The sequence below is a fragment of the Haploplasma modicum ATCC 29102 genome (genome assembly GCF_000687835.1).
GTDB lineage: Bacteria > Bacillota_I > Bacilli_A > Acholeplasmatales > Acholeplasmataceae > Haploplasma > Haploplasma modicum.
This window is the reverse complement of record NZ_JHYB01000002.1, coordinates 506417-528577: the sequence shown is the minus strand read 5'-3', so window position 1 is coordinate 528577 and position 22161 is coordinate 506417. Positions and strand designations below refer to the sequence as shown.

Here is a 22161-nt window from a genome sequence, read left to right as displayed (position 1 = left end):
TTAATGCTTGAAATTAAAGAGTTAACTAAAACATACAAAGGATCCAAAAATCCTGCAGTAAAAAATATAAGTTTAAGCTTAAAACCCGGAGAAATATTCGGGTTTTTAGGCTTAAACGGTGCTGGGAAATCAACAACATTTAAATGTGCAACAGGTATTCAAACATTTGATCAGGGCACTATTACTATTAATGGGTTTGATATGATTAAAGAACCAATTAATGCTAAAAAATCACTTGGATATATACCAGATAATCATGCAACATTTGAGGAGTTAACAGGTCGTGAATATATTTATTTTATGGCTGATGTTTATAATGTAAGTAAAGAGTTAAGAGATTCTCGCATTGAATTTTTTTCTGATATGTTTTCGATGACAGAAGCGCTTGATGTTTTAATCAAAGCATATTCTCACGGGATGAAACAAAAGATTGCTATTATGGGGGGAATTATCCACTATCCGAAGTTGTGGATTTTAGATGAACCACTTGTCGGTCTTGATCCATTTTCAATGGATGAAATTAAAGCGTTTATGATTAATTATGCAAAGATGGGTAATACTATAATTTTCTCATCACACATTTTACCTATAGTAAAGGAATTATGTAATCGGGTAGCAATTATTGATCAGGGTGAAATTAAAGGTTTATTTGAAACAAAAGAAGAAATAGATAATATTCATAATCATTTTAAGGATATCGTTAAAAAATGATACTTATTCTTCTTAAAAATCACTTTAAGAGAAACAGATTAAATGGCGTAAAATTAAACCCGAAAAATATTGCCGGAATTTTTGCTTTAGTGGTTTTATCGTTTGGACTTTTGGGGTTACTTGGATTTATTTTATTTCAATTAACAACAACCTTTTCCAAACTTAGATTAGATGATATTTATTTAACAACAACTTTCTTTATTTTATTAATTGTTTTAGTGCTACATGAAATTGTAAATATTTTAAAACAGTTATTTCAAAATAAAGACAATGAAATATATGCAAAGTTACCAGTAAAAAAAGAAGTAATCTTTTTATCAAAGATTATCTATATGTATATTAATCAATTATTAATTTCAATTATCTTTTTATCAGTAACTGCAGGTGTTTATGGTTTAGTTAATAATTCAAATGTCTTTTATTATTTAAGGCTTTTACTTATTGCTGTTATATTACCATTATTGCCACTTTCAATTGCAAGTCTACTTGCAATACCTGCTTCTTATTTTATGAAATATATTAAGAAGAATAAATTTGTTTTAATTGGTTCAATTATTTTAATTTTAGGAATATTTTTCGTAGGTTATATTGGCTTTGTTCAAGTTATCTTAAAGTTTATTAATTTAACAAGCAATCAATCAACCCCAATTATTCCTGAATCAGTAATTCTTGAACTTAAAAATACCGTATCTTCCTTAAAGCTTAGTGGCATATTTTATGATATGTTAGTTTATGATAATTTTTATCTAAACTTAGGGATTTTAGTAGGTATCTTATTAGTTGTTTCATTATTTTCATATTATATCTTAAAGTTGTTTTACTTTAAGGCTTTAAGTAATGAAAATATTAAACAAACATATAAAATCAAAAAGGATTTAAAAGTAAAAAAACCGTTATCTTCAATAGTTGCTAAAGAAGCAAAAATTATGACAAGAAACCCTAACTATGCTTTCCAAGCAATTGTTATGAATATCTTAATGCCAATTTTTGTTTTCTTAACAATAAAGTTAACTGATGAGGCTGGAAAGAAAGCAGTTGGCGAAGAAATTGTTCCAGGTATAACTTTCTTAACAGTATTAATCTTTATTTTACTTGCAAATAGCTTCCAGGGTACTTTAATAAGTAGGGAAAAAGAAGCAAATTATATTTCAAAAATTATTCCTATAAAATACTTTAGACAAATTCTTGCTAGATTATCATTTGGTTTAATTTTAAATACTGTAATGATTACTGTTAGTTTATCAGTTTTATACTTTGCTAATTTCTTAAATTTTACTGATACTTTATATATCTTTTTAATGTCAATGATGTTTATTTTAGGGTATACATTTAGTGCGGTAACCAAAGATTATAAGAATCCACAATTTACTTCAAATGATGGAGGAATTGATGAGGGAATAAATATGTATCAATCACTACTTAGTGCATTAATTATTGCAGTAGTTGGGGGAATGATTTTAATTTTTATTCCATATTTTGCAAAACTATTTCCTGGTGAGCGAGTATTTAAGTTATTTGGGTTTTTAGTAATCAGATTAACAGCTTATAAAGTTAATTTAATACTATATTCAATTCTTAGCGCTATAATGGTAATTTATGCGATAGGTGGGTATATTAAAATTAATAAGGCGGTGTTACATAAATGAAAAAAATATTAATTATGTTTTTACTATCATTTCCACTATTAATATTTGCAATAGTGACATTCTCATCAACCGTCATTGGTTATTACATTCCTCTTGCAGTTTCTTCTGTTTCCTTTGATTTAAATAAAGAAAATGAAAATATTAGTAGTTTAAATTACCGCAATATTAATATTAGTAAATTGGAAGAAGATGTGGAAATTAAATTTACAATTGAACCGGGTAATGCACGTAATTTAGGGTTTGATTTATATGATGAAGATGGTTTTAAATATCTTGAATATAGTGGATCAGGAAGTCCAGTAATTTATAATGATGAAGTAAATATCATTGAGGTTGGCCTCTATGATAATAAGGACTTTATTAATGGTGGAATTATTACTTTTAAAATTCGTAGTAAACAATACGGATTTGTTCAACTAAATGTTATTACAAAAGATGGTAAACATAGTGATTTATGTGATATCTATATTGCAGATGAGTCGATTCCTAAAGATGAAATTCAAGGTGTAGTTTTTGATTTTACTAAAGTTCATAGCAATTATAAGTTTGGTAGTAGTAATGAAATTGAATTAGGATTTACTTATTTTCCTAAAACTGTTTTATCTGATGATGAAAAGTTAAAGGAAAGTTTAAAACAAAATGCAAGTAATATTGATTTTGGCCTAAAAAATGGACTTATTAAAGATGTAACAATTGATGAGTCAGTTGATGGACGAGGTAAATTAATTATTCAAATTAATGAAAAAGCTGAAATATCAACGAGAGGTTTAATTAAAAATAGTAGTTATAGCTTTAATGTTTTTGAAGGATATAATATTCATAATGAAAATGAACTTAAACGTTATGAAAATATTACTGGGAATTTATATATTTTAAGAAATATATATTTATCAAATCAAATAGTATTTAGAAACGGTGTAAAGTTGTATGGTAATAATTTACAAATTAATCATTCAAACTTAGCACTTTATGAAAAAGACGATGAAGGTAAATTACCAAAGATAGGTGCATATGCAATAGAATTTAACGGTAATAATAGTGGGTTATATGATACACATATTATTGGTAGGTTAGATGAAAACTTCCAACCATATGAAAATATAATAAACGTTGGAATGATTGCTAGAAGCAGTAAAGATCGTAAAATGGAAATGAAAAATAACATTATTGAAAATGGTAGATTTAATGTTTCTATTAAAGGTTTTTCAGATACTAATAAACGTGGTATCGAATCTGCAACAGTCTTTGAAATTGATAATAATCAATTAATTGGTTCATTTTTAGCAGCTTTAGAAGTTGAGGCTAATAAAATTGAATTTTACGATGATTATACTGTAGTTGCTAATATATCTAAATTAAAAATTAGTTATACAGCAATTGGTATTGTTTTACAAAATGCCTATGGTGGAGATGGTTTGGGTCAAATAAATTTAAATGAAAAAGATGGAGTTCAAGCAATAACTTCTGATTCATGGCGAAATTTAGATGATGCAACTGGTGCTTTAAGTTCAAATAATTTTGGTTATATTTTAAAAGAATTAAAATCAGATGAATTTAAAGATGTTCAATACCGTGAAGGTAGGGATTATTATGTTAATCCAGTTATTATGATTCGTGGTGGAAGACCGAATTATAATACCGTTAATTTTAATTGTAAAGATAGCACAGAACAATTAATTAGAAAAATTAGAAGACCAAATTTGGTTGAAGCTATGCATCCTTCAATTGGAGGATCTAGTCCATTTATAATATATTTATTAGATAAAGATTACTATCCAAAGGGGGATACTAAATGAAAAAGATATTTTTATTATTAGTTTTATCATTAATGCTTGTAGGTTGTACGGAAATTACTGATGACTTAAAACCTAAAAAACCAACTGCAGAGTTTAAAATTACTGGTGAAACTACACAAATTTTTAATACAATAGAAGATTTAGAAGATATAACATTTGAAATTATTTTAAAGAACTTTGAAGAAAATGAAATTTTAAAAGAAGATATTAAAATCAAATGGTATATGCAAGAAGATATTAGCGAATATAAAGAATTAGAAGATAATATCGATATGTATGATTATTTATTAATAATTAACCGTAGAACAACATTAAATATTAAGGCAGTTATTAGTTTTAAATTAAATGATAAAAGTGAAACAATTGACATTGTTCAACCAGTTCAAATCGTTGAAAAAGAAACACATATTACTCTTACAAATGATTTTGAAGGTGAAAAGGTTAATAATATCATTAAATTAAAACTAGGTGATTTAGCACTAAATGAGATTGAATTTACTGCAACCCTAGTTGGTAACTTAACACATAAGACAGGTTCATTTGTTGTTGAAAAACGTAATGAATTAAATGAAGTAGTTAAAACTGAAAGCTTTATTGTAGAAAATTTAGATGAATTAGTAACAGATGATAAAATCGTTGTTAAACATACTTATTTATTTAATGAATTCTATACTTATGTAATTTATTTTGAAGCTGGAAAATATCGTAGTAGTGATAACTATTTAGATGTTAATTATGGTGATTTTGGTATTACTTTATTAGGTGAGAAAGTATATAACTCAAATAATATTGAAGATAGAGTTATCTCATTTAATTTATTAGACCAAGATGTAATTGGCAAAGGTCAATATGTCTTATATTTAAATGGCCAAGAAATAATGCGTAATAATAAATTATTTACTTATACTCATACTGATAAGGCAGTTGGTGGATATTTATACCATATGGAATTTATTCCAACTGATAAAGAAAATCCTATTCAAAAAACTGATAAACTATTATTAGTTAATGGAGTTGTTGTTAATACTGAAGAAGAATTTGTTGAGGCAATTAATAATGAAGTTAGAGGAATTATTTTAGGCAGTGATATTAAGTATATGAGCACTAATGAATTAGTAGTTGATTATCTAATGACTTTATTTGGAGATGGTAAAAAAATTAGTGTAATGTCAACTTCAATTAATATATTCTTAAAAGTTAAATCAAATGACGTTAACTTTAGTAATATTGTTTTTGAAAAAGGTAAGTATCAAGTAATGTATGAAAATACAACAAATGGCTACTTAGAAGATATGACATTTAACTTAGAACAAGGTAGAACTTCATTTGACTCGATTATTAAAGGAGACTTTGATATGGATGCTGGTTTATATGTTAATAGATCATTAGTAGAAGTTCACAACACAACAATCGTTGGTGGTGGAATTATTGGAATTAGAATTGAAGCAACTGAAGAAGTTAAGTCAATATTAACTGTTACAGGAACATTCGATAATATTGATTATATGAATGAAGGTGTTGCATATCGATCAATTATGCAAATTGGAACTGGAACTAGTCCAGAAGGTAGTGTAATTGTTGCTGGTCAAGGATTCTTTGATATTGCAGTTCCATTTAGCGTTTCTACTGATTCAAAAAATTTAATTAAGTTATGGTCAAACTCAGAAGATAGAATGCGCTGGATTTTAAACTCAGGTGCTGTTAAGAAGCAAATGATTATTGGTGATTCAATTGATTATTATGGTGTAATGTTAGATTTAATTATTAGTAAAGATCAAACAATGATGTTTAATTTAGATATAGTTTATACAATTTTAGACATTGTTGGATCTAAAGGAATTTATGGAATTGTAGAAATTGAAAATTTAGATGGTTCAAAAATTGAGGGAATGAAGTACTTAATTAAGGGACATACCAGAGACAGTGGTCCAGTTGAGGGCTATGAAAATGGTAAAGATTTATTACTTTACTATAATGATTCTAATGAATTAGTAAGACCATTAGTACCAAATAAACCAGGTACTTATGTTGTAAGACTAAAAATTGGTGAATCATTAGAACTTGGAACATTTGAAATAGTAGTTAAATAAAAATATGGCTTATTAGATCTTTCTAATAAGCCATTTTATTATATTTTTATAAGTTCAATAATTGTTTTTTTCTTTAGTCTTCTAATTGTCAAAACACTTGCTAGTAGGACAGTTGCAATAATTATTAATGCTGAAGTGAAGTAATCAAAAATATTAAAAGTAATATTAAATCTAGGAGATCCATCAGGATAGACCATATATTTACCATATTCAGTAAATACGATAGTACCACCTATTAGACCGATAATAATACCAGGAATACTGATTATGAATGTTTGATAAATAAATATTTTATAAATTTTAGAGTCTTTTACGCCAATTGCTTTTAAGATACCTAGTTGATGATATTTTTGTTGAATTTGATAGTTAAGCATGCTAACGACAACTACGAAAATTGCAATTGAAATAAATATTTCGATTGTTGTTACAACCGCAATTTGGGCTAAATTTATTAATTCAGCATCAGGATTGATAAACTTCCAAGAATATATTTTAACATCACCTAAAGTATCTAGGACTGGTTTTTTAATATTATCTAAAGTCTTTTCGACTTCCATTGGACTTTTAACTTGAAAGACTATGGATGTTGAATAGTTTTTATTTTGGTTATTGTCAAATAAGTCAAAATCGAAATATCCTTTAGCTCTATTTAATCTAAATAAACCTAGGTCATAAGTTCCTGTTACAAGTAGCTTTAAGTTTTGACCGTAGGTACTTGTAAAGTAAATATATTCACCAACATTTATGTTACTTGACTTAGCATAATAATCATCAAGCATAATTTCATATGCTAAAGGATTATTTACTCTTCCTTCAACTAAATGTTTAGAAACATCTAAACCATAGTATTTTATATAATCATTTGGATTTTTACCTTTAGCTAACATCATTGAAAAAGGACCGCTATGACCATTTTCTGAAACTAACATGCCATTAATGGTACTTGTATATAAACTAAGCTCAATATCGCTATTATCACGCTCTAAATCGTTAATCAAGTCCATAGTGATATCTGAATAATTAAGCTCTCTTTTATTTTGAATAATTAAATGTTCTTGATAAGAAGTACTTTGGTCTAGAATCATTGATTTTAAAATAGTTCCAAGACATAAAATAAAGAAAACAACACCAACCCCAACAGAAATAGTGAGAAAAATTATCATACTTTGAATGGGACTTTTTTTAGAAAATCTAAAAGCTATTTTAGAAACCATAATTAGTAAACCTCATCTTTAATAATATTACCATCTTTTAAAGTAATTAAACGGTCACCTTTAATTGGTTTGATAGTATCATGAGTAACAATAATAAAAGTCATTTTAAAGTCTTTATGGAGTTTTCTAATTAAGTCATAAACTTGATTGGCATTAATGCTATCTAAGTTACCTGTTGGCTCATCGGCAATTACTAATTTAGGGTTTCCGATGATTGCTCTTGCAATTGCAGTTCTTTGTTGTTCCCCACCACTTAACTCTTTAGGATAGTGATCATAAACGTGGGATAGTCCAACTGTAGAAAGTAGTTCGATAGCTTGTTTCTTAATTTCTTTTGTAATTTTTTGATTTTTAATTCTAAGGGGCATTAAAACATTTTCTAATGCAGTAAATTCAGGTAGTAAATAGTGGAACTGAAAAATGAAGCCTAAGTGATTTGCTCTAAACGTTGCTTTATCTTTTTCGTTCATATTAGTTATTAAGACATTATCTATATATATTTGGCCACTTGTTGCTTCATCTAAGCCACTTATTAAGTTAAGTAGTGTTGTTTTACCACTACCTGATGAGCCTATAATCCAGTTAAATGTTCCTTCTTTAATTGATAAATTAACTTTCTTTAAAACGTCAGTTTTAACTTTTTTACCGTAGGTTTTTGTTAAGTTTTGAACACTTATTATATTTTTACTAGTCATTTTTAATTACCTCAATTATTTTTAGTTTTGTAGCTTGTTTAATAGGAATTAAAGAAGCAAAAATGTTACCTAATCCCATTATTAAAAAAGTATATAAAGAAAACACATTAAATAAATTACCCTTAATTGCTACTAAGGGTCTATTTGTTTGAGGTCTAACTAATAATTTCATAAATACTCTAGAACTAAAGACCCCAATTATTAATCCTACGAAAATTCCTACGATAGTTAAAATAACAGCAAACCATATAAAGATTTTTCTTGTATCACTATTAGATGTTCCCATTGCTTTTAAGATTCCGATTTGTTTAAATTTATCTTTAATGTTAAAGGTTAAAATACTAGCAACACCAAAAGTAATTGAAAAAGCAGTAAATATTTGAATAATAAAAATTGAGACATCTTCAATATATAAAGCATTAACAACATAACTATTACCTTCTTGCCAGTCAACTAGATTAATATTATCAATGCCATAAGTATTAACTAAATATGGTTTAATATTTTTTAGTACTTTTGAGCTATCTAGTGCATTCTTAGTTTCTAAATCAATTATATTAGTAATTTCTTTACCTGTTAACCTTTGAACAGTTTTAAAATGTGTAAAGATTGTATTGTAAGACAAACTTTCTTGATTAGAACTATAAGCAGCAACTATTTTAAACAAATATTCAGTACCGTTATAGGATAATTTTAAATCCTTCCCTACTGCATCCTTCATATCTTTATAACCTAAGTTATTAGTAAGCATACTACCAACAACAATTTCTCCACTATATTTACTATCTAATGATGTTGGTTTAGGTGTTTTATTATATTTTCTAGACCAAATTCTTTGTTTTACATTATGGATATTTTCCCCTGTTTCAAAATCCATACCTTTTAACGAAATAGGTACCATATTTCCTTTTTCATTTTTATAAGTAGCTGAAACTACATAACTATATGAAATATCTGATACTCGGTCATCAAGTCTAAATATATAGTCTCTTATTTCCATTTGCTTATTTAATCCTTCTTGATCATAATTAAATTCCCCTGTTACAGCAATATGACTATTGACTTCAGCAGTTAAATTAAGTACTAGACTATTTAATCCATCACTAATGTTAAAGACGAAATAAAATATCGCTGAACCTGCTGCAATCGATAAAATTGTAACAAATGATTTTAGAGGTTTATGTACAAGAAATCTAAGTGCAATTTTAAGATTTAACATCTTATATCCCCCATTTATGTTTTAATATATATATTATAAGTTATATATAATAATAAAACAATAATTGTTCGGTTTTTGTCGTTTTTTACATTAATTTAAATAAAAAAGGACTTAGTTATTAACTAAATCCTTAAAAATCCTTTTTAATGGAAGAACCAGGTGTTTTTTTAGCCTCATAAAGTAAGAGGTCTGACTTCTCATAAATAGTATTAAATGAATCAGAATTATCAATCATATTAGCACCAACACTTACACTAATGTATATTTCATTATTTGAAGTTTTAACAGGTGTTAGTGCTAATTTTTCAAATAACTGTTTGAATAAATCATTTATCTCGTTAACTGTCTTATCATAGATGTATAAAGCAAACTCATCACCACCAAAACGGCAAATGTAAGAATTATCAATAAATATTTCATTGACTGTTTTACTAAATAAAATTAAGGCATCATCCCCGGTCATATGACCATATAAATCATTAATGTTTTTAAAGTTATCAATATCAATTGATATAAAGTATTTATTAACTGAAAGATTAGTCAATAAATTTTCTTCAACTAAATTAATAAAAGTTCCCCTTCTAAACAGACCAGTTAAATCATCATGTTTTGAAAGATATTCTAATCGCTTTAAATAAACTTTCTCCTTTGAAATATCAGTTTTAATTGCCATATAGTAAATTACTTTATCATTTACATCTTTAATACTAACAATTTTTGCATGTTCAATAAAAATTTCACCACTTTTTTTCTTATTAATAAACTCACCACTCCAAGTTTGATTAGTTGCTAAAGAGGCGTATAAATTTTGATAGGTACTTCTAGGTGTTAAGTTACTTGAAAACATTTTTGGGCTTTGGCCAATAACCTCTTTTTCAGTATAGCCAGTCATTTTTGCTGCTTTAGGATTTAAATAAATAATTTTTTTGTTAGTATCAGTAATAACAACAGCATCTGGATGTTCGCTGAAAGTAGTATTTAAAAGTTTGGTTGAATTAATATGATCTAAAATTCCTAGTAAGTGTTTATTTGTTGTTATTTTATTATTAATTTCAACAATAACAAAGAGTGTTAAAGTTTTAAGGGTAAATGAAAATAGTAAAAGCCATAAATGAACAAGTGGTTCATAAAATAACTGATAAACTAAAATGATATTAATAAATAGTCTAAATATTTCATTAATTGTAAGTAAATACAATAATGAACTAATTTTTTTTGACGAATAATTTCTTTTTCCGAAAAGAATTATAAAAGAACTAAGAGGAATAAGTACTGCAACAACAATTAAAAATATTTTGCCAAAGATATCACCAAGGAAAATAATAAATAAAGGGAATATGGCAAGAACTATCAAAACAATTTTTGCACCTTTTTCTCGACTATTTTTTAATAGTTTGGAATAGAGATAAAAAAATAGCGAATAATTAAAAAAAGAAAAATAGATTAAAAACTTTGAAATGATTACGGGAGCTTTAAGTGAAAATGATATTACAAAACCAACAATTAATAACAAGTCAGTAGCATTTAGTAAAAGCAAATAAATAAATTCTTTTCTTGAAATATTACTTTTAAATATTGAAGAAATAATTATTTGAAGAAAAAATAGAAATGTTAAGAAAAAAACTATAAATCCCATCAGAAATCACCTGCCGTTTCATCTGTCTATTAGTTAATATATTATAACATTAAAACATTTAATTTAGATAATTAATCATAAAACAAGGCACTAAAACGTCTTAAAATAACGTTTTAGACAAAAACCCCCTCTTAAAATTAATTAAAAGGTAATTATTCATTTATTTACTTAATTGTTTTTAAAGCATGTGTTATTTTTACTAGTTGTTCAGTTAAATCAGCAATTTCTTTTTTATGCCAAACTCCTGGTCTAAACTTCATATCTTTAGTCTTAGCATCTTTAAAATCAACATTAAATAAAATATTAATTTCTTTTTAAATTACTAAGACATTTTGATAATTTAGGGTTGCTCTAAAGTTAGTAATAGCACGCGCTAGACCTAGGAAACCATAACCGACAAAGGCAAGTTTTTTATTGTTTAATTTGGAAACTAAATAATGAAATGCATTAGCAAGTGCTCCTAGAATCACACGTTTATATTCAGTTGTAACTAAAATAAAACCATCAAGATTTTTAATTGTATCTTTCCATGCAGTAATAGTTTTTTAAGTGAAAAGAATAATAATGAGATTAATTAAAGACAAATAAAAAATAAAAATAAATACGGATTGTTTAATCTATTAAATTCGATTATAATTTTTATATCAATAAATAAGGACTGATTAAATGATAAACAAAACATTAATAAAGTATTTAGAAGAAAATATAATCCCACTTTATGAAAATCTAGATCTAGCCCATAGATCTAATCATGTTTTTGATGTAATAAATTACTCACTAGAAATAGCTAAAGATTATGATGTTAATTATGAAATGGTCTATACGGTTGCAGTGTTTCATGATGTTGGATTAATTAAAGATAGAAAAACTCACCACATAGTTGGTGCAGAGATGTTAATGAATGATTCATTTATTAATTCATACTTTAATGAGGATGAAGTTAAAATTATGGCTCATGCAGTAATGGATCACCGAGCAAGTAGTAAAAATGAACCGAGAAGTATTTATGGAAAGATTATAGCCGAGGCGGATCGTTCAAATAGTATGGATGATATTATTGAAAGAAGTTTTCTTTTTGGTTTTTCTAGAGGAATTATTAGTTTTGAAGAATCATTTATAAGAATCTATGAACATATCATAGAAAAATACGGCGAAAATGGTTATATGAAAGTATACTTAAAGACAAGAAGAACAAGTGAAATGCTAGATAATTTAAGAAAATTAGTTAGTGATAAAGCAAGCTTTAAACAATACTCATATAAACTTTATAAAAAACTGATAAATCAAAACTTAAAAATAGTAAAATATCATGATAAATATATTGATGAAATGTATCAATTATTTAGGGAGACTATTTTAAATGTAAATAGTTTTGACTATAATGAAGAACAAATAAATGCTTGGATAAATAATGTTGAATTAAATAAATGGAAAGATCGTTTTAATAAAAACTATACAGTTATTGCATTAATAGATAACAAAGTTTTAGGTTTTGCAGATATTGATGAAACTAACTATTTTGATCATTTATATGTGAAATACGACTTTATTAATTTAAATATTGGAAAAAGATTAGCTGATGAAATTGAAAGAAAGGCAACCGGTAATATAACAACTAATGCCTCAATAACTGCCAAAGACTTTTTTACGAAACGAAAATATATAGTAATTAAAGAACAAGAAGTAAAAATTTCTAATGTAGCATTAGTAAATTATAAGATGATAAAATATCAGGATAAATAATTCTGATATTTTTTTATCGATTTATGATATTTAATTAATTAAATAAAAAAAACATGTTATAATATAATTGTTCACCAAACGAACGTAAATGGAGGATAAAAATGAAAAATTATGGATTTTTTAAACCAACCCCCTTGTATAAGGAATATCTTATTTTAGAATTAGTTTCAAAGAACAGTGAAATAAAACAAAGGGAGATAAGCAAGATTGTTGGAGCTTCCCTTGCAATGATCAATCAATATCTGAGTGACTATGAAGAAAAAGGATATTTGATTAGATCATATAAATCTGTTAAGACAGTTTCATATTTCTTAACGGATAAAGGAAAAGAACGAATGAGAGTATTAAATATTGGTTACCTTGGAGCAGCACAATATTTATATAAACAAGCTGTAAAGGAGAGCCGAATTTTTATTGAAAAAATTAATAAACTTGGATTTAAGAAAATAATTTTTTACGGTGCTGGCGAGGTTTCAGAAATACTACTTGAGTCAATAGAGGACTATCAAAATAAAAGTTTTGATGTCATATGTGTTATTGATGATGATATTAATAAACAAGGTAAAAAAATACTCAAATATAACATTTATGATAATAAATTATTGAATGAGATAGATCATGATGCAATTATTATTGCTAGCTATACTAATTATAATAATATATTCAATAAATTAATAAACATGGGATATGAGAAAGAAAAAATTCTATATTTTTTTGAATAATTATATGATAATTTTAAAATAAAGGTGATAATAATGAAAATAGTTTTTTTAGCAAGATTTTTGCCCGCTGAGGGGTCAACAACACATATGTATACATTAGCAAGTGAATTAATTAAAATAGGACATGATGTTACAATTATTTCGGCTGGACCATCCAAAAAAAAATCGGATATAGATCTATTTAATGAATCAAAATCAAAAGGTATTAATCATTATATTGTGAAATTCCCATTAAAAAAATATAATACATTTATAGGAAAAATATTTATGCTATTTAAATATATACTTGTTTATCCTAAAGTTTCAAGGTTTATTAGAAAAAATCAGACAGATATTGTTCACTGTCATTATCCTGTTACAACATATATACCAGCAATTATGAGGTTTTTTAATAAAAAATATAAGTTTATAACTACTCATCATATTATAGGTATTCCCAAACATCCTTTAAACAGAATGGCAAATAAAGTAATAGCAATTAGTGATGAATTAGAAAAAGAATTGGAATATACTTATGGCTACAAAGGTGAAGATATAATTAAAATATATAATGGTGTTTCTACAGACTTTTATATTAGTAATTATGATAAAAAGATATATAAAAAAGAGATAAATATTGATCCTGATATTTTTACAATTGGATTTGTAGGAAGTTTTTCTTATAGAAAAGGAATAGATATATTATTAAGTTCATTGGAAGACATTGATGAAAAGTACCAAGTTGTTTTACTAGGTGAAGGTTCTTATTTGAAAGAAATAATTAGTAATTATAATATTAAAGGTCTTTTACATATAAGAGACTTTAATTCCCCAATAAACTACTATAAAGCATTTGATTGTTTAATTTTGCCTTCAAGACAAGAGGGATTTCCATTGGTTCCCATTGAAGCGATGTTATCCCAAACGGTTGTAATTAGAAGTGGAATTGAAGGAGCATCACAGCAAATAATAAATAATGAAACGGGATTTTTGTTTGAAAATGAAAATATAAAAGAATTGACCAATTACATAGAGTTATTGATGAACAACAAACAGTTAAAAAATGAATTAGCAATAAACGGACAAAAGTTTGCGCATGAGAGATTTACATCTAAAATCATGATGGAAAAAACTCTTAAGGCATACGAAGATGTTGAAATAAAATATACTATAAGAGGTAAAAATAATGAATAAAAAAATATTATTAGCATCACCACATATGAGTGATGAAGGTTATGAAGAAAAATTTGTCAAAGAAGCATTTGATACTAATTGGGTTGCTCCTCTTGGTGCAAATGTTAATTTATTTGAAAAAGAAATTTCTGAATACGTAGGTATTGAAAATGCAGCAGCACTTAATTCAGGGACATCAGCGATACACATGGCATTAATTGCAGCAGGTGTAGGGAAAAACGATATTGTTATTTGTCAAACACTTACTTTTTCTGCGACAGCAAATCCAATCATATATCAAGGTGCAATTCCTGTATTTGTTGACAGTGAATGGGAAACTTGGAACATGGATCCAATTGAACTTGAAAAGGCAATTGACAAATATCCAAATGCAAAAGCAGTAATAATTGTTCATTTATATGGAATATCTGCACAAATGGATAAAATAAAAGAAATTTGTCAAAAAAATAAAATCATATTAATCGAAGATGCAGCAGAAAGTTTAGGAACAATTTACAAGGGTGAGCATACAGGAACCTTTGGAGATTTTGGAATATACTCATTTAATGGAAATAAAATTATAACTACCTCTGGTGGTGGAATGCTTGTTTCAAAAAATAGTGAAAAAGTAGAAAAGGTAAGATTTTGGTCTACACAGGCAAGAGATAAAGCAAGACATTATCAACATTCTGAATTAGGGTATAACTATAGAATGAGCAATATAGTTGCCGGAATAGGACGAGGTCAATTAAAGGTTTTAGAGCATAGGGTTAGTAAAAAAAGATACATATATGAATATTATAGAAATTCGCTAAAAGACTTGAAAGATATAACATTTATTCCTTCAAACCTATGGGAAAGATCAAATCATTGGTTAACTGTAATTCAGCTTAGTGGAAAAATAAGACCGATTGATTTGATGGTGAAATTAGAAGAAAATAATATTGAATCTAGACCAGTTTGGAAACCAATGCATCTGCAACCAATTTTTGAAAATTATGATTTTATTGGTACAACGGTATCACAAAAATTATTTGAAAATGGTGTTTGTTTGCCAAGTGATACAAAAATGACTGATGAAGATTTGGAAAGAGTAATTAGGGTAATTAGAAGTCTATGGAGAAAATAAAAAGAAAAAAAACATTATATGAAATGTTTTTAAAAAGACCTATAGATCTTATTTTTTCTATTATTGCGTTAATTATTTTAAGTCCAGTATTTATCGTTGTTGGGATATTGGTTAGAATTAAACTGGGTGGCCCAATTTTATTTAAACAAGATAGACCAGGGAAAAATGAAAAAATTTTTAAGATGTATAAATTTAGAACCATGACCGATGAAAAAGACAAAAATGGGTGCTTACTTCCTGATGAAATAAGATTAACTAAATTTGGAAAAACATTAAGATCAACCAGTTTAGACGAATTACCAGGATTATTAAATATTATAAAAGGTGATATGAGTATTGTAGGTCCTAGACCATTACTAGTTCAATACCTTCCCCTATATAATGCCAATCAAAAAAAAAGACATTTGGTTAGACCCGGATTAACTGGTCTTGCACAAGTTAGTGGTAGAAATGCTATAAGTTGGGATGAAAAATTTATTTTGGATAACCAATATATATCAAAAATTACTATGATTGGAGATCTGAAAATCTTTTTTAAAACTATTTTTAAGGTTTTAAAAAGATCGGATATTAACTCAAACAATCATGAGACTATGGAATATTTCACTGGAAACAATGATAATCAAAATCAAACAAAAATGGAGGGAACTAATGAAAACATTTAATATTTTGATACTAAGTTCAGGACGTAGAGTTGAACTTGTTAAATTGTTTAAGGAAGCTATTAATGAACTAGGATTAAAAGGTAAGATAATTTGTGCAGATGCTTCCAGTTATGCGCCATCATTATTCTTTTCTGATGAAAAAGAAGTTATACCAAGAATTGAAAGTCCAACTTTTATAGAAACAATAATTAATATATCATTAAAGCATGATATATCATTAATTATTCCTACAATTGATACCGAATTATTACCTTTATCAACAAACAAGAAATTTATTGAGAAGTCAACTGGAGCTAAGGTTCTGATTTCGAATGAAAATTTGATAAAAATATGTAGAGATAAAAATAAAACCCAAGACTTTTTAGAGGAAAATGGATTTAAAATGCCTAAACGATTTAAAACTGAAGAAGAAATAAGAGAAAACGATTTCCCATTATTTATTAAGCCAATTTCAGGTAGTTCAAGTATAAATGCATTTAAAGTTACAGATTTTAATCAACTAAAATCATATTTAGATATTATTAAAACACCTATAATACAACAAAATATAGTGGGGGATGAGTATACTGTAGATGTATTTTGTGACTTCAACTCAAGAATTGTTTCAGTCGTTCCAAGATTAAGAATTGAAACTAGAGGTGGGGAGATATCTAAGGGGAAGATAGTTAGAGACAATAAAATAATTGATGAAGTTTCTAAATTAGTTAAAATAATGAAACCGATAGGTCATATTACAATACAATTATTTAAAACTAAAAGCGATATTTATTTTATAGAGATTAATCCAAGATTTGGTGGTGGTGCTCCAATGAGTATTATGAGTGGAGCAAACTCATGTAAAAATCTACTGAGAATTCTTAATGGGGATCAACTTGACTATAATAATGATTTTATAGAGAACCAAATTTATCTTAGATTTGACTCGAGTATTGTAATTAATGATGAAAATTAGTGATTTTGATCTAATCATTTTTGATATAGATGACACAATTATATCAGAGTCGCAATTTAATTTAAGTGGTTTTAAATTTATCTCAAAGATTATTTCTCAGGATAAAAAAATCCATGAGGAAGATTTGTTTGGTAAGTTTCAATATTATTATGAATTGGGATTCCCCAAAATATTTAATAAAACGTTAGACTTCTTTAATTTGAAATATGATGACATATATATTGAAAACTTAGTTCAAAAATTTAGAGAGCACTCTCCCCAAATTAAATTATATGATGATTTCTTAATTGTAGTAAAATATTTAAGAAAAAATAATAAAAAAATAGGTATTATTACTGATGGATTTAAGAAAACACAAAGAAATAAAATTAATTATTTAAAATTGGATGAAATAGTAGATTATATTATAGTGACTGATGAACTTGGGAAAGAGTTTTGGAAACCACATCCATTATCATTTGAAAAAATGAAAAATTATTTTGAGATTGATTATAGAAAAATGGTGTATATCGGTGATAATCCTTTAAAAGATTTTGCAATAAAAAGAAATTATCCTATTTTTACGGTTCAGATAAATAGAAATGGATTATATTCAAAATTAAAGTATTTAGATGATATAGAGCCAGACTTAATCGTCAGTTCATTAGATGAATTGATATGATAATATTTATTAATAAAGAAATGAGAAAGTATATATGAAAAAAGTATTAATGATATATAATTCAGATGATTTTGCATATAGATTTACTTTAGAAATAATTGAAGAAATAATAAAAAATGGAAATATTCTAGAAATTATATTACCTTTAGATAGTAGAAACAACTATTTTATCGACCTTCCTGTAAAAATTTATTATTCACCAATACAAAGAAGAGGAAAAAATATATTTAATGATTTGAAACTGTTAAATAGCTATAAAAAGATCATCAAGGAGTCCAGACCAGATGTGATTTTTAGTTTCACAATTAAGCCAAATATATATGGATCAATAGTAGCAAATAAATTTAATATTCCCATTATTTCAAGAGTTAGTGGATTAGGCACTTCATTTCAAAAAAAAGGACTATTATTTTTAATTACAAAATTCCTCTATAGAAAATCGTTTAAAAACAATAAACATGTTTTCTTTGAAAATTCTACAAACTCTATCCTCTTTAACAAAGAAATATTAAAACTTAATTCATATTCAGTACTTCCAGGTTCTGGTGTAAATATTACTAATTTTAAACCGGTTGAATACCCTGAAAATAATATGCCAATAAAATTTCTCTTCTTGGGAAGAATTATGAAAGATAAAGGATTTGAAGAATACATATATTCGGCACAAAAATTAAAAACTAAGTTCAGAGATAATATTGAGTTTCATGTTGCTGGTGATATAGAAAGTTACTATATCAATATAGTGGAAGAACTTCAAAAAAATAATATTATCAAATTTTTTGGATTTGTTACTAATCCTGAAAAACTAATTAATGAATCGCATTGTATTGTTTTACCTTCGTATCACGAAGGATTATCTAATGTTATGTTAGAAGCTCAGGCACTTGAACGACCAGTAATTGGTACAAATGTAGCTGGTATTAAAGAAACATTTATTGCTAATGAAACGGGAATATTATGTGAGGTAAAAGATGAAGAGGATTTGTGTGATAAAATAGAATTTTTCTATCTAATGGACTACAATGACAAGAAAATTATGGGTCAAAAAGGAAGGGTTTTTGTTTCATCTAATTTTTCTAGAAAGATTGTTGTTGATGAATATATCAAGCAAATTAATAAAATAAATTAAGTAGGAGGAATATATGGAATAAGATCCATATAAAAAAATTATGAATGAGTATAAAGTGACCATATTATTATCTACGTACAATGGTGAAAAATTTTTAAAAAAACAACTGGAGAGCTTATATGATCAAACTTATAAAAATATAAAGATTTATATACGTGACGATGGCTCAACTGATAACACTTTGAAAATTTTAGATGAAGAGCAAAAAAAAGGAAAAATATTATTTTATTCGGGTAAAAATAAAGGTGTAGCAGAGAGTTTTTGGGAATTAATAAAAAATGCTTCGGACTCAGACTATTATGCTTTTTGTGATCAAGACGATTTTTGGCTAAAAGATAAAATAGAAAAATCAGTAAAAAGATTAGTCAAAGAAGATAAAAACATGCCATTATTATATATGTCTAATGTAAAAATTGTAGATTCAAATTTAAATGTTATAAAGGATGATAAAAAAGATTATGAATACATTGAAAATCCTAAGAGAGCTCTTATTAAGTCATTATCTCCAGGATGTACATTTGTTTTTAATTATAAAAGTATTCTTTTATTAAGAAAATATAATGGGAAAGTTGATATACACGATTGGATGACTCATAAAATAATAAGCCTTCATGGCAAGGTAATAAAGGACTATGACAGTACAATGCTATATAGACAACATGAAAACAATGTAATAGGTGCTAAAAATGGTATAATAAAAACAATGAAAAGAGTTATTAAGACATTCAAAAATAGTGATAACTCACGTAAAAAAATTGGAATAAGCTTATTAGAAAATTATAGTGAAACAGTATCAAATGAAAACAGAGAATATTTGGAATTACTAGCTAATTATGATCAAAACAAAAAATCTAAAAAAAAGTTTTATAAAGAATTCAAGACTGTGTTATCACCAGTTGAAAAAATATATTTTAAATTTTTAATTAGTAAAGGAAAGATTTGATGTTTTATATTAGAGGTAGAAACTTTAAAAAACTAGATTTAATAAGAATATTAGTTTCAATCCTATTGTATATATTTTCATTTGCATGTATATTTCTTCCGGCAGGAACATTTGGACTTAAAAACATTTCCTTTTTTTTAATAATTGTTATAACTTTGTTTTATAATCCGAAAAATTTTAATATCACAAAAAATGAGTTTATATTTGCATTTTTAATGCCTACATTTTTTATTCTTTTGTCATTTATTACAAATTCAAGTGATGTTATTGGTGTAATTTCACGAGGTTTGACGGGATATCTACTATTAATATCAATTGCAATAAGAAGGTTTAAAATTAATTTTATGGCGATTGTTTTGAATACTTTAAAAATATTGTCTTTTATAATTATTTTTTTGGTCTTATTAGATTATTTTAATATTGTTGATTTAAATAATAACTTTCTAACACAGTGGTTTACTAAAACTGAAAATGCTATGATTGGAAAAGACTCAAATCAATTAGCATTCAGATATTTAATTTTCTTTAAATCTTCGCCATTACTACTATTACTATTATTATATTCCTTAAACAAAAATAGTTATACTTGGTCAATATTATCATTAATTTCAATTTTGTTGACTGGAACAAGAGCAAATTTTTTTGTATCAATTTTTGTTTGTTTCTTTTATCTAATATTTATAAAAAAAGGAAAAACATTAAAGTTTATAATTTTGTTTTTATCAATAGGTTTTATTATATTATTTTTGGATGATTTTATTTATGTAATTGAAGATATATTTCTTAGAAAAGGAGATAGTGATTCGGTTAGAACAGGACATTTAGAATCTATATTATTACTATTAAGTAATACTAAAATATTAATTTTTGGACAAGGACTTAGTTCTTATTTCTTTTCTACAGGCATAGATAAATTTACAAATATTGTAGAACTATCTTATTGGGACTTGTTGAGACAATTAGGGATCGTAGGATTTTCATTTTTTACAATATTTCTTATTTATCTATCTATATTAATATCAAAAAAGGAAGGTTATTTGTGGCTATTAATTACTTTAATTAGTTATCTAATAATTGCATACACTAATCCGTTGCTATATTCTTCAACTGGCTATATATTATTTATAGTAGTTATGACTTTTACCTATAAAAAAGAAAGGATTTTTACATTATGAAAGGAATTATTTTAGCTGGGGGAAGTGGAACCCGTTTATATCCACTAACAATGATAACAAGTAAACAATTATTACCAATTTACGATAAGCCAATGATATATTACCCATTGTCAATATTAATGTTAGCAGGTATTAAAGAAATATTGATTATTTCAACTCCACAAGATCTACCTAATTTTGAAAAATTATTAGGTGATGGGAGTGATTTAGGAATTGAATTAAACTATAAAGTTCAACCATCTCCGGATGGACTTGCACAGGCATTTTTAATTGGTGAAGAATTCCTAAATGGATCTCCATGTACAATGATTTTAGGTGATAACATATTTTATGGGAACGGTTTAGGTTCTATTTTAAGGGAAGCAGTATTAAATCAAAAAAATGGAAAATCTACCGTTTTCGGATATTATGTTGAAGATCCAGAGAGATTTGGGGTAGTTGAATTTGATGATAGCAATAAAGTTATTTCAGTAGAAGAAAAACCAAAAAATCCAAAATCAAATTATGCAATTACAGGTCTTTATGTCTATGATAATAAAGTTGTTGAGTATGCAAAACAAGTTAAACCAAGTAAAAGAGGAGAACTTGAAATAACTGACTTGAATAGAATATATTTAGAAAAAGGAAATTTGGATGTTAAACTTTTAGGACGTGGATTTGCTTGGCTGGACACTGGCACAATGGATTCATTAAATGAAGCTTCAAATTTTGTTAAAACGGTACAACATAGACAAGGACTAGTAATTTCAGCACCCGAGGAAATTTCATATATAAAAGGTTGGATTAATAAAGATAAGTTATTATTATCAGCAAAAAAGTATGGTAAATCTCCATATGGTGAGCACTTAAGAAAAGTAGCAAGTGGAATAATAAAATATTAGGA

General features: G+C 26.3%; 20 protein-coding genes. 15 read left to right on the top strand and 5 right to left on the bottom strand.

The genetic code is table 11. From position 1 onward, the window contains the following. Positions 1-3 precede the first annotated feature (3 nt). Genes T352_RS0102610 through T352_RS0102595 form a run of 4 tightly spaced genes read left to right on the top strand, consistent with a single transcriptional unit; the run spans position 4 to position 6243 of the window. Entirely contained in the window at positions 4-711 is a 708-nt protein-coding gene (locus tag T352_RS0102610; RefSeq protein ID WP_162151128.1) for an ABC transporter ATP-binding protein, read from the top strand. Next, on the top strand, positions 708-2357 hold the full coding sequence (locus T352_RS0102605) for a hypothetical protein (RefSeq protein ID WP_162151127.1): 1650 nt from the start codon (positions 708-710) through the stop codon (positions 2355-2357). The genes T352_RS0102610 and T352_RS0102605 overlap by 4 nt, the downstream gene beginning before the upstream one ends. After that, positions 2354-4153 (top strand): hypothetical protein, encoded by a 1800-nt coding sequence (locus T352_RS0102600; protein ID WP_162151126.1) that lies wholly within the window; start codon positions 2354-2356, stop codon positions 4151-4153. Before T352_RS0102605 ends, T352_RS0102600 begins: the two co-directional genes overlap by 4 nt. After that, entirely contained in the window at positions 4150-6243 is a 2094-nt protein-coding gene (locus tag T352_RS0102595) for a hypothetical protein (RefSeq protein WP_026391645.1), read from the top strand. Before T352_RS0102600 ends, T352_RS0102595 begins: the two co-directional genes overlap by 4 nt. 38 nt (positions 6244-6281) lie before the next feature. On the opposite strand, the gene T352_RS0102590 is transcribed toward T352_RS0102595, so the two are convergent. From T352_RS0102590 to T352_RS07035, 5 genes are all read right to left on the bottom strand, one after another. Beyond that, positions 6282-7457 carry an ABC transporter permease gene (locus T352_RS0102590; protein ID WP_026391644.1) on the bottom strand — a complete coding sequence of 392 codons (1176 nt, stop codon included), beginning with the start codon at positions 7455-7457 and terminating at the stop codon, positions 6282-6284. Positions 7458-7459: 2 nt separating this feature from the next. After that, positions 7460-8152, bottom strand: coding sequence for an ABC transporter ATP-binding protein (locus T352_RS0102585; RefSeq protein WP_035344814.1), 693 nt, complete (start codon positions 8150-8152; stop codon positions 7460-7462). After that, entirely contained in the window at positions 8145-9371 is a 1227-nt protein-coding gene (locus T352_RS0102580) for an ABC transporter permease (RefSeq protein WP_026391642.1), read from the bottom strand. Before T352_RS0102580 ends, T352_RS0102585 begins: the two co-directional genes overlap by 8 nt. A gap of 130 nt (positions 9372-9501) precedes the next feature. Further along, positions 9502-11007, bottom strand: a complete 1506-nt coding sequence (locus T352_RS0102575; protein WP_026391641.1) for a sensor domain-containing diguanylate cyclase — start codon at positions 11005-11007, stop codon at positions 9502-9504. Between the two features lie 314 nt (positions 11008-11321). Then, positions 11322-11546 (bottom strand): NADPH-dependent FMN reductase, encoded by a 225-nt coding sequence (locus T352_RS07035; RefSeq protein WP_084301366.1) that lies wholly within the window; start codon positions 11544-11546, stop codon positions 11322-11324. A 127-nt stretch (positions 11547-11673) separates the two neighbouring features. On the opposite strand from T352_RS07035, the gene T352_RS06835 reads away from it, so the two are divergent. From T352_RS06835 to rfbA, 11 genes are all read left to right on the top strand, one after another. Beyond that, positions 11674-12750: a GNAT family N-acetyltransferase gene (locus tag T352_RS06835; RefSeq protein WP_051615762.1), complete on the top strand. Its 1077-nt coding sequence runs from the start codon at positions 11674-11676 to the stop codon at positions 12748-12750. Positions 12751-12851: 101 nt separating this feature from the next. Further along, positions 12852-13472, top strand: coding sequence for a winged helix-turn-helix domain-containing protein (locus T352_RS0102560; RefSeq protein ID WP_026391640.1), 621 nt, complete (start codon positions 12852-12854; stop codon positions 13470-13472). Positions 13473-13505: 33 nt separating this feature from the next. After that, positions 13506-14645, top strand: coding sequence for a glycosyltransferase family 4 protein (locus tag T352_RS0102555; RefSeq protein ID WP_026391639.1), 1140 nt, complete (start codon positions 13506-13508; stop codon positions 14643-14645). Then, on the top strand, positions 14638-15753 hold the full coding sequence (locus tag T352_RS0102550; RefSeq protein ID WP_026391638.1) for a DegT/DnrJ/EryC1/StrS family aminotransferase: 1116 nt from the start codon (positions 14638-14640) through the stop codon (positions 15751-15753). The genes T352_RS0102555 and T352_RS0102550 overlap by 8 nt, the downstream gene beginning before the upstream one ends. Further along, positions 15750-16418: a sugar transferase gene (locus T352_RS06235; RefSeq protein WP_051615769.1), complete on the top strand. Its 669-nt coding sequence runs from the start codon at positions 15750-15752 to the stop codon at positions 16416-16418. Before T352_RS0102550 ends, T352_RS06235 begins: the two co-directional genes overlap by 4 nt. After that, positions 16405-17370, top strand: coding sequence for an ATP-grasp domain-containing protein (locus T352_RS0102540; protein WP_026391637.1), 966 nt, complete (start codon positions 16405-16407; stop codon positions 17368-17370). The genes T352_RS06235 and T352_RS0102540 overlap by 14 nt, the downstream gene beginning before the upstream one ends. Further along, positions 17357-18031: an HAD family hydrolase gene (locus tag T352_RS06230; protein ID WP_162151125.1), complete on the top strand. Its 675-nt coding sequence runs from the start codon at positions 17357-17359 to the stop codon at positions 18029-18031. The genes T352_RS0102540 and T352_RS06230 overlap by 14 nt, the downstream gene beginning before the upstream one ends. A gap of 34 nt (positions 18032-18065) precedes the next feature. Further along, on the top strand, positions 18066-19160 hold the full coding sequence (locus tag T352_RS0102530) for a glycosyltransferase family 4 protein (RefSeq protein WP_026391636.1): 1095 nt from the start codon (positions 18066-18068) through the stop codon (positions 19158-19160). Positions 19161-19215: 55 nt separating this feature from the next. Continuing rightward, the gene (locus T352_RS06225; protein ID WP_162151124.1) at positions 19216-20103 is read left to right on the top strand and encodes a glycosyltransferase family 2 protein; all 888 of its coding nucleotides are present in this window, start codon (positions 19216-19218) and stop codon (positions 20101-20103) included. Then, positions 20103-21278 (top strand): hypothetical protein, encoded by a 1176-nt coding sequence (locus tag T352_RS0102520; RefSeq protein WP_162151123.1) that lies wholly within the window; start codon positions 20103-20105, stop codon positions 21276-21278. The genes T352_RS06225 and T352_RS0102520 overlap by 1 nt, the downstream gene beginning before the upstream one ends. After that, the gene (gene rfbA, locus T352_RS0102515; RefSeq protein ID WP_026391634.1) at positions 21275-22159 is read left to right on the top strand and encodes a glucose-1-phosphate thymidylyltransferase RfbA; all 885 of its coding nucleotides are present in this window, start codon (positions 21275-21277) and stop codon (positions 22157-22159) included. The genes T352_RS0102520 and rfbA overlap by 4 nt, the downstream gene beginning before the upstream one ends. Positions 22160-22161: the final 2 nt, after the last annotated feature.

What these genes read in the sequence shown, in the direction of transcription:
- T352_RS0102610 (WP_162151128.1), top strand. Translation starts at nt 4, where the DNA reads ATGCTTGAAATTAAAGAGTTAACTAAAACATACAAAGGATCCAAAAAT.
- T352_RS0102605 (WP_162151127.1), top strand. Translation starts at nt 708, where the DNA reads ATGATACTTATTCTTCTTAAAAATCACTTTAAGAGAAACAGATTAAAT.
- T352_RS0102600 (WP_162151126.1), top strand. Translation starts at nt 2,354, where the DNA reads ATGAAAAAAATATTAATTATGTTTTTACTATCATTTCCACTATTAATA.
- T352_RS0102595 (WP_026391645.1), top strand. Translation starts at nt 4,150, where the DNA reads ATGAAAAAGATATTTTTATTATTAGTTTTATCATTAATGCTTGTAGGT.
- T352_RS0102590 (WP_026391644.1), bottom strand. Translation starts at nt 7,457, where the DNA reads ATGGTTTCTAAAATAGCTTTTAGATTTTCTAAAAAAAGTCCCATTCAA.
- T352_RS0102585 (WP_035344814.1), bottom strand. Translation starts at nt 8,152, where the DNA reads ATGACTAGTAAAAATATAATAAGTGTTCAAAACTTAACAAAAACCTAC.
- T352_RS0102580 (WP_026391642.1), bottom strand. Translation starts at nt 9,371, where the DNA reads ATGTTAAATCTTAAAATTGCACTTAGATTTCTTGTACATAAACCTCTA.
- T352_RS0102575 (WP_026391641.1), bottom strand. Translation starts at nt 11,007, where the DNA reads ATGGGATTTATAGTTTTTTTCTTAACATTTCTATTTTTTCTTCAAATA.
- T352_RS06835 (WP_051615762.1), top strand. Translation starts at nt 11,674, where the DNA reads ATGATAAACAAAACATTAATAAAGTATTTAGAAGAAAATATAATCCCA.
- T352_RS0102560 (WP_026391640.1), top strand. Translation starts at nt 12,852, where the DNA reads ATGAAAAATTATGGATTTTTTAAACCAACCCCCTTGTATAAGGAATAT.
- T352_RS0102555 (WP_026391639.1), top strand. Translation starts at nt 13,506, where the DNA reads ATGAAAATAGTTTTTTTAGCAAGATTTTTGCCCGCTGAGGGGTCAACA.
- T352_RS0102550 (WP_026391638.1), top strand. Translation starts at nt 14,638, where the DNA reads ATGAATAAAAAAATATTATTAGCATCACCACATATGAGTGATGAAGGT.
- T352_RS0102540 (WP_026391637.1), top strand. Translation starts at nt 16,405, where the DNA reads ATGAAAACATTTAATATTTTGATACTAAGTTCAGGACGTAGAGTTGAA.
- T352_RS06230 (WP_162151125.1), top strand. Translation starts at nt 17,357, where the DNA reads ATGATGAAAATTAGTGATTTTGATCTAATCATTTTTGATATAGATGAC.
- T352_RS0102530 (WP_026391636.1), top strand. Translation starts at nt 18,066, where the DNA reads ATGAAAAAAGTATTAATGATATATAATTCAGATGATTTTGCATATAGA.
- T352_RS0102520 (WP_162151123.1), top strand. Translation starts at nt 20,103, where the DNA reads ATGTTTTATATTAGAGGTAGAAACTTTAAAAAACTAGATTTAATAAGA.
- rfbA (WP_026391634.1), top strand. Translation starts at nt 21,275, where the DNA reads ATGAAAGGAATTATTTTAGCTGGGGGAAGTGGAACCCGTTTATATCCA.